This window comes from Acinetobacter sp. 479375 (assembly GCF_000581715.1).
GTDB classification, from domain to species: Bacteria; Pseudomonadota; Gammaproteobacteria; order Pseudomonadales; family Moraxellaceae; genus Acinetobacter; species Acinetobacter ursingii.
Genome location: NZ_JEZN01000044.1, coordinates 1 through 8,125, shown reverse-complemented (window position 1 = coordinate 8,125; position 8,125 = coordinate 1). Strand labels below are relative to the sequence as shown.

Here is an 8,125-nt window from a genome sequence, read left to right as displayed (position 1 = left end):
TAAGCATCCGGCTAACACAGCCTTACCAAGCGATCCTATAAGCCTTAATTTAGTTCCCACCTAAAAACAAGTGGGGACTTAATCCATGAACATGGATATATATTCAGCAACACCTCCTGTTGCTAAAAAACGCAGAACATACAGCAAAGAATTCAAACTCAGTATTGTCAATGCCTGTAAAAATCCTAATACCTCGATCGCTTCGGTCGCACTGCAACATAGTATTAATGCCAACCTTGTCAGTCGTTGGATCAGGATCTTCAGCCATCATGATGGTGCCGTGCAAGATCCTACTCATGTGAATCCAGCATTTATTGCTTTGCCTTACACTGCTGCAATCAGCCAACCTATTGATGAGAGGATCACGTTGTGTATCACCGTGCCTCATACGAATAATGATATTCAGCTAAAATGGCAGACATCAGAAATACCTGCCTTGGCAGAATTACTCAAGGCACTTGCAACATGATCCGCATTGATGAAATCTGGTTGTCTACTCAGCCCATGGACATGCGTGCAGGTATGGATACGACCATGGCCCAGGTGGTGAGAGCCTTTGGCTACATCAAACCGCATTGTGCTTACCTGTTCTGTAATAAACGTGGCCATCGTATGAAAGTGTTGGTACATGATGGACTGGGCATCTGGCTGTGTGCCCGGCGTTTGGAACAGGGTAAATTTCACTGGGCTCAAGTTCACCAAGGTGAAACCGTGGCCCTCAGCCCGGAACAGTTACAGGCACTGATCCAGGGTTTGCCCTGGCAGCGCATTGGACGACAGCAGGTAGTGACGATGCTCTAAACCAGGTTGGTGCATTCTGCTATTCTCCAAACGTTCTATTTCATTCTCTTCATGACCTCAGGCATACTGCGGTCATGAATACACTGCCTGACTTAAACCAACTGACCCATGAACAACTGCTGGAATTTACCAGACAGTTGGCAATGCAGCATCAGTCTCTGGCACAATCAAATCAAGAATTAGAAAAATCAAACCAGCAATTGGATGCCAAAGTTCAGCATCTTTCTATTCTCAATCAAAAATACGAGCATGAACTGGCGCTGTTTAAAAAGCACGAATTCGCCCAAAAGAATGAACACTTAACGGCAAAACAAATCCATCTGTGGGATGAAGCGGTTGAAGAAGATATTGCCGCGGTTGATCTAGAACTGGAACGGCTAAATGCAGATAAAACCAATGCAGCGACACACAAAGCAACAGTCAACAAACCTAAACGTCGACCACTGCCAGATCATCTACACACCATCCGTATTGAGCATGAACCTGCATCAACCCAATGTGCTTGTGGCTGCCAACTCCGTCGTATCGGCGAAGATGTCAGTGAAAAACTGCATTTCAGACCGGCACAGTTCTATAAGGAACAGCATGTGCGTGGTAAATGGGTCTGTGATCAGTGTGACACTCTGACTCAGCAAGCGATGCCCGCCTATGTGATTGATAAAGGCATTGCTTCACCTGAATTGCTCAGCCATGTGCTGGTATCGAAGTATGCCGATCATTTGCCGCTGTACCGTCAACGTCTGATCTATCAGCGGGCGGGAATCGAACTTTCTAGATCAACTTTATCTGACTGGATAGGTCGCTGCGGTGTAGAACTGGAACCTCTGGCCAATGCCTTAAAAGAGGTGGTACTACAACAGCAGGTGCTGCATGCAGATGAAACACCGGTCACCATCATGCGGATGGGTGAGAATAATAAAAAACCGAAGAAAGGTTATGTCTGGGCCTATGCCACTACACAGTACAATCCAGTTCAGGCGGTGATCTATGACTTTCAGGATAGTCGTTCAGGCCAGCATGCTGAAGAGTTCTTGAAAGGCTGGCAGGGCTATCTAGTCTGTGATGATTACAGTGGTTATAAAGCACGCTTTAAATCAGGCGATGTCATTGAGGTGGGCTGCATGGCGCATGCACGTCGTAAATTCCATGAACTGCATGTAACTGGGAAAAGTCAGGTCGCTGAACAGGCATTAGTGCTGATTCAGAAACTGTATGCCATAGAAGCAGAACTCAGGAAAAAGACCGATGGTACAGCAGAACAGCGCCGCGAATACCGACAACAGTATAGTCAACCGGTGATGCAACAACTGTATGAATGGCTCAACCAACATCAACTGACTGTGCCATCGAGTTCTCCAACCGCCAAGGCGATCAATTACACTCTGAAGCGTTGGCCAGCCTTAAGCCGCTATCTGGATGATGGCAATCTACCGATTTGCAATAACTGGGTGGAAAACCAGATTCGCCCCTGGGCGTTGGGACGTAAGAACTGGTTATTTGCAGGTTCGCTGCGCAGCGGTCAGCGAGCAGCCAATATTATGACATTAATCCAGTCAGCAAAGCTGAATGGGCTGGATCCCTATGCCTATTTAAGTGATGTGCTGAAAAGGTTGCCGACACATAAAGTGACTCAGATTGAAGAATTGCTACCACACCGCTGGAAACCTGAACCGAATTAAAAAATAGGCATGGGGTTCAGCGGACGCTTACCTACATCAACAATACTTGGTGCTTAATATTGTTAAATGCTTCGATTGTTCATACCAAAGAGTGTTTATTTTATCCATCGAATGCTGCTTCAAGCATATATAGGAATCTTCATACCGAACAATTCAAAGGTCCAGCAGCACTGGAGGCTATGTTTGCTGAAGAAGTAAATACAAGTAGATGCATCCTTAAAAGAAGTACTATGCTCAAAGATCAAGATACAACAGATGTTCAAGCTGAAGTTATGGTGCTTGAGAAAATTGAACCAAGCTATATAAAGCATATTTTTGTGAATGATGATCAGTTGGCCATTCGACTGCGGACGCTTTACCCTAACTTAAGTATTGAATCCATCGAGAATTGTTGGGGCTATTTTGACGACCGTAATAGTTTTAGGAGTATTTGATCATGGCTAAAAGACCAGTATTTAGATCCCATGATTTAGGTTCATGCTTGGTCGAAAGTGAGCTAATAGAATTTAAGTTTCACAATGGTATGGCTATTGAACAAAAGAGAAAATCTATTGCCGAGCTTCATCATGCTATAAGTCAAAAATACCCTAGTGAAAAAATTCTCGAAGTTTCAACTAAGTCATTGAATCCTTTAGGTGTCAAATTAAGTGCTTTTAATTTAAAGATCCAAGATAAGAAGCGGGATTTAATCTATTCTGTTGAGTCAGCCTACCAGTCAAGTAAGGTATTTGAAAAAGGGGGGCCATATATAGATATTCTTAAAAAGTCGTCTTTAGAAGCAAAAAAGGATGAAAGGATATTAAATTCAGGTGCATTAATTGGGTTTGAGTTTTTTAACACGAAATGGGACGTTGTTCCTCAAACAGCGTTCTATGATTGGCTGTATATAAATGTACTAAATTTAGAAAAGTGCCTTCATGATGAGTTGATCAAATATCAATGTTTTACTGATATTGAATTCAATCCTTTAAAGTCGGTTAATTGCCAAGCTCACTCTGTTGCCCTATTTAGTTCACTATATAAACGAAACTTATTAGACTCTATAAAATCACCAGAATTTTTTTTGAAACTTTATCATGAGTATAGAATATTTGATTTACCTAATTCAGGAAAAATTCAATTACAAGGAAATCTTTTTTAGCTCATAATTTTAACAGCACCGTTCCAAATAGAAATTAGAGTCGATGACGTTCCCTTTAAAAAGTGCTTAGAGCCCGAAAAATTTATTTACTAGTGAATAGCCACCGAAATTCTAGATACACATGACCATCATTTGGACTGCCACCTCTCTTCGTTCAATATTTCATGAATTTAGTTAGATTCTTTACCGAATCCCAATTCTAGATAACTTACTTTTTATAAGCTTGTTTATAAAAGTAAGAACTGTTATTTTTTATATGTAAAAATAGGGTATGGTCTATTAATACATTTATTATTAGATCACTCTGCTACAAAATTTTAGTTAGACCACCTAAGCAATTTAAGTTTAATAAGTTTAATAAGTTTAATAAGTTTAATAAGTTTAATAAGTTTAATAAGTTTAATAAGTTTAATAAGTTTAATAAGTTTAATAAGTTTAATAAGTTTAACTGCTATAAAGTGGTATTGTTCACTAGTACACTCATTTATGAAGGATTAAAGGTAACCATCCGATAAAGCACCCAACACATCCCTCGCTTCAGTAGCTTTGCAGTAAGTACTAAATTCAAATCCCGTATGTAGATATATTCGCCTTTTGGATGGAGAACAAGCTCTGCACCACCAAAGCCCACATTTATTACATTGCCTTACCCTGCAACGTTTAATCCATCCATTACAGCAATACTACCCGTTCACATTACTTTATCTCGGCTGATAATCAGCGTAGTAACTTTAGCCAATCTCGCTGCAATTTCCATGTCAGGAATTTGTCCACTTATTCCAATGATGATGAGAACTGCAGCATTGACTTAGATCGCCAGTGCTCAGTACTGGCCATCATGTAGCTTTTATCGCTTTAGCGCCTTAACTTATTTAAGTGGCGTAACTTGCATAACTTATGCATCCTATTTAAGTGATGTAAGTTATAGTATTCCGTGTCAGGAATCTGTCTACTTATCAGCGTCCGCGGAACTGCAGGATTTCTGCTTTGTTGTTCGCAACGAGGGCTAATTCTGGAGTTCCGTATAAGGCATAATCAATAACGACGCCTGATGCGAACATAGCGATTGGGCTGAAACGGAAGGTATCAGGAGCAATCGCTTTGGCAGAATTCCCCAAGGTGCTCACAATAAGATTCACATTGATGAAATCTGGCTTTCTACTCAGCCCATGGATATGCGAGCAGTTACTTATACTGCTCTTTCTCATGTCCTAAAAGCCTTTGACCATGTCAAATCGCAACATTGAGGTTATCTTGTTTTGGAATAAGCGTGGTCATTGTATGAAAGTGTTGATACATGATGGACTGGGTATTCAAAGCTCTACGGTTGGAACAAGCAACATTTCACTGGACTCAAACTCATCATAGTGAAACAATTACAAGCATTGATTCAGAGTTTCGCTTGATAAAGAATTTGACAATGTGCATCAAACATCATGACATCAATTCAGTCAGCCAAGCTGAATAGCCTAGATCCGTGTCTGTGCAGAAAAGGACGCCTTCATATAAAATAACTCAAATAGATAAATTACCACCACACTGCTAGAGCCTGAGCTGAATTTAAAAATATCTATAGGGTTCACCGGGGACTTACAGTAAATTTAACTTGGATAAAAAATATCCCCCTTAAAAAAGTGGGATATTTTTAATTTATTTATTTAATATTTCTTTTAATTCATCTGCACTATATGTCGATAAATTTTCTATAGCTGCTCGAACAATACTTGAACGATTTATTCTTGCATTTTGCCCTTTTACAACCAGCTCATCAATTAGTTTACTAATATCTTCATTGAGAGAAAAAGTGTAACGAATAAATTTTTTTTCACTTGATTCTAAAGCCTTTACCCTCTTTTCTGCACCAGATATAAATGCATCTAACATTTTATCTTGTTCAGTAGGTTCAGGTTTTTTGTTTAGCCCAGTTAAACCAGCCATAGTTATACTCCTAAAAACTCTCTTGCAATACTTTCAATTTCAGCTTTCGCTTTAGGATCACTATTTACTTCAAAAACCGAAAGCCCATTTTCATCTGCATCATCATAAACATTTCGATTTGTTGTGATTGAATTCAATGCATCAATACCAAATGATTTGCATGCCTCTTTTGCATCTAAAATTCTTTGAACTTGAGAAGGAAGAGTTGGACACTGAGTAATAATTGCTCTAGCTTTCAGATTTGGATTTACTGTCTTTGCTAATTTTAAAACTTGTTCCATATGATCTAAAGTTTTTAGATCTCTTCGTTTGGGTCTAAACGGCAATAACATATGTGTAGCTATAGTCATTGCTGAACGTAATGCTTCAGAATCCTGTCCACCTGCATCAATGATAATATCTTGGTATCTTTTATCTAAATCTTTTAAAACTGAACGTATATTCCCTGATGCTTGTACTGATGGAATATTATTTAATTCATCGTTTTCATCTCTTTCTTTGACCCAATCTGTTGTTGTTCCTTGAGGGTCAGCATCTAATAAGAGGACGTCTCTTTGACTTTGTTGTAAGTAAACTGCAAGATTTTGAGCTAAACAGCTTTTACCAGCACCGCCTTTTTCACCACCAACTAAGATAATCATAATTTATGTAAGTTACGTAAGTTTGTTTGTGTATAATTTAACGGTGATTTATGAAGTAATCAACTATCATGAAAAAAAAAATTAAAAAAAAAGTTATCCACAAAAGAATGGTCTTTTTGAATTTATATATATTTATTTAAATTTATTATTTATATCTCTGCTCAAAGCTTGACTAGCAAAGGGATACAGGAAGTATATGTTGACAAATTCCTACCAATAAGTTGACTTTTTCCTGTTTCTGAGTTGACATATTCCTACCAATAAGTTGACTTTTTCCTGTTTCTAAGTTGACAAATTCTGTGCATAAGTTGACAAATTCTTTTATTAAAAATACTTTCATTTGTGGACGTTAAGTAGTATTGTCAATATATCTATTTATAACATTTTCCTTAATATATCTCCCTATGAGTAACATAGTATATAAAGATAATAATTTGGTTGAAGCATCGTATTCACTAAATCTATCTGAGCAAAGGCTAATATTAATTGCGATCATTGCTGCTCGAGAAATTGAGAAAGAACTTACTTCTGATACTATACTTACGATTCATGCTTCTGAATACATGAAACAGTTTAATTTAGGACGTCAAGCATCTTATGAAGCGTTACAATCTGCATGTGATAATCTTTTTGAACGGCATTTGAATTATAAAGCAGTAGATCCTATAACTGGAAAAATAGGAATATACAAAAGTAGGTGGGTTTCAAAAGTTGGTTATGTTAAGGAAGAGGGATGCGTCCAACTAATTTTTGCACCAGATATTATCCCCTTATTTGTAAAACTTGAAGAAAAGTTCACAAGATATGAACTTAAACAAATCTCACCACTTACAAGCATTTATGCTATTCGCCTGTATGAGTTACTCATACGTTGGAGATCAACTGGTAAGTTATATATTTCTATAGATGAGCTTAGATCAAAACTCGGATTGATAGAAGATGAATATAAAAAGATGGGAGACTTTAAAAAAAGGGTTCTTACCGTAGCTTTAAATCAAATTAACAAATTTACGGATATTACTGTTTCTTATATACAAAAAAAGGAGGGAAGAAATATTTCAGAATTACATTTCATGTTTGAAGAAAAAGAACAAAATAAAACGAGTACAAGTGCTCCTTTAGAGCCAACTTATAAATTGACAGCTAAGCAATGTATATTCTTTGCTAAAAAGCTATGTGATATTACTAACTATCCAAAATTTGGTAATGATTTCGCACATCGTGGAGAGACTCTAGAAGACTTTCAGGAAAGGATATCAAGTGATCTTCTTGATAGCGATAATGTTAGAAAGTATTTTTCTTATTTGTTAGAAGTTGGTTATGCTCCTAAATACAAGAAGTAACCCTTTAGTTAATTGTCACTTTAAACAAAAGACCACGCCCTCTCATACTAAGTTTTTAATTAAGATTGCTTTCATGTGATTTTAATATGAATTAGCATAAGTTACATAACTTATGCTGGTTAAGTAACCACCTATCCTGCCTTTATAATTTATTGCTGCAGTTCTCATCATCATTGGAATAAGTGGACAGATTCCTGACACGGAATACTATAACTTACATCACTTAAATAGGATGCATAAGTTGTGTAAGTTACGCCACTTAAATAAGTTAAGGCGCTAAAGCGATAAAAGCTACATGATGGCCAGTACTGAGCACTGGCGATCTAAGTCAATGCTGCAGTTCTCATCATCATTGGAATAAGTGGACAAATTCCTGACATGGAAATTGCAGCGAGATTGGCTAAAGTTACTGCGCTGATTATCAGCCGAGATGTCGTTATTGATTATGCCTTATACGGAACTCCAGAATTAGCCCTCGTTGCGAACAACAAAGCCAGAAATCCTGCAGTTCCGCGGACGCTGATAAGTAGACAGATTCCTGACACGGAATACTATAACTTACATCACTTAAATAGGATGCAT

At 37.9% G+C, this 8,125-nt stretch carries 10 protein-coding genes; 7 read left to right on the top strand and 3 right to left on the bottom strand.

Annotated elements, in window-relative coordinates; genetic code table 11:
* Positions 1 to 85: 85 nt before the first annotated feature.
* The 5 genes from J500_RS16275 (at position 86) to J500_RS16255 (ending at position 3,621) form a co-directional block, all read left to right on the top strand.
* Positions 86 to 469: a transposase gene (locus J500_RS16275; protein WP_019836977.1), complete on the top strand. Its 384-nt coding sequence runs from the start codon at positions 86 to 88 to the stop codon at positions 467 to 469.
* Positions 466 to 801 carry an IS66 family insertion sequence element accessory protein TnpB gene (tnpB, locus tag J500_RS16270; RefSeq protein ID WP_000618091.1) on the top strand — a complete coding sequence of 112 codons (336 nt, stop codon included), beginning with the start codon at positions 466 to 468 and terminating at the stop codon, positions 799 to 801. Before J500_RS16275 ends, tnpB begins: the two co-directional genes overlap by 4 nt.
* A gap of 74 nt (positions 802 to 875) precedes the next feature.
* Complete coding sequence (gene tnpC / locus J500_RS16265) at positions 876 to 2,480, top strand: IS66 family transposase (protein ID WP_034700620.1); 1,605 nt, start codon at positions 876 to 878, stop codon at positions 2,478 to 2,480.
* A 35-nt stretch (positions 2,481 to 2,515) separates the two neighbouring features.
* Positions 2,516 to 2,914: a DarT ssDNA thymidine ADP-ribosyltransferase family protein gene (locus tag J500_RS17270; protein WP_081402804.1), complete on the top strand. Its 399-nt coding sequence runs from the start codon at positions 2,516 to 2,518 to the stop codon at positions 2,912 to 2,914.
* 2 nt (positions 2,915 to 2,916) lie between these two features.
* Complete coding sequence (locus J500_RS16255) at positions 2,917 to 3,621, top strand: DarT1-associated NADAR antitoxin family protein (RefSeq protein ID WP_034700617.1); 705 nt, start codon at positions 2,917 to 2,919, stop codon at positions 3,619 to 3,621.
* A 956-nt stretch (positions 3,622 to 4,577) separates the two neighbouring features.
* On the opposite strand, the gene J500_RS16250 is transcribed toward J500_RS16255, so the two are convergent.
* The 3 genes from J500_RS16250 to J500_RS16240 all read right to left on the bottom strand — a co-directional run bounded on the left by J500_RS16250 (position 4,578) and on the right by J500_RS16240 (position 6,200).
* On the bottom strand, positions 4,578 to 4,829 hold the full coding sequence (locus tag J500_RS16250; protein WP_001232338.1) for a hypothetical protein: 252 nt from the start codon (positions 4,827 to 4,829) through the stop codon (positions 4,578 to 4,580).
* Positions 4,830 to 5,271: 442 nt separating this feature from the next.
* Positions 5,272 to 5,559 (bottom strand): hypothetical protein, encoded by a 288-nt coding sequence (locus tag J500_RS16245; protein WP_000908082.1) that lies wholly within the window; start codon positions 5,557 to 5,559, stop codon positions 5,272 to 5,274.
* 2 nt (positions 5,560 to 5,561) lie between these two features.
* Positions 5,562 to 6,200 (bottom strand): AAA family ATPase, encoded by a 639-nt coding sequence (locus J500_RS16240; protein ID WP_000585007.1) that lies wholly within the window; start codon positions 6,198 to 6,200, stop codon positions 5,562 to 5,564.
* A 404-nt stretch (positions 6,201 to 6,604) separates the two neighbouring features.
* On the opposite strand from J500_RS16240, the gene repM reads away from it, so the two are divergent.
* Together repM and J500_RS17630 are read left to right on the top strand one after the other, a co-directional pair.
* Positions 6,605 to 7,543, top strand: coding sequence for a replication initiation protein RepM (gene repM, locus J500_RS16235; protein WP_002046604.1), 939 nt, complete (start codon positions 6,605 to 6,607; stop codon positions 7,541 to 7,543).
* A 378-nt stretch (positions 7,544 to 7,921) separates the two neighbouring features.
* A partial coding sequence (locus J500_RS17630) for a hypothetical protein (protein WP_034700615.1) occupies positions 7,922 to 8,125 on the top strand: 204 nt, incomplete at its 3' end.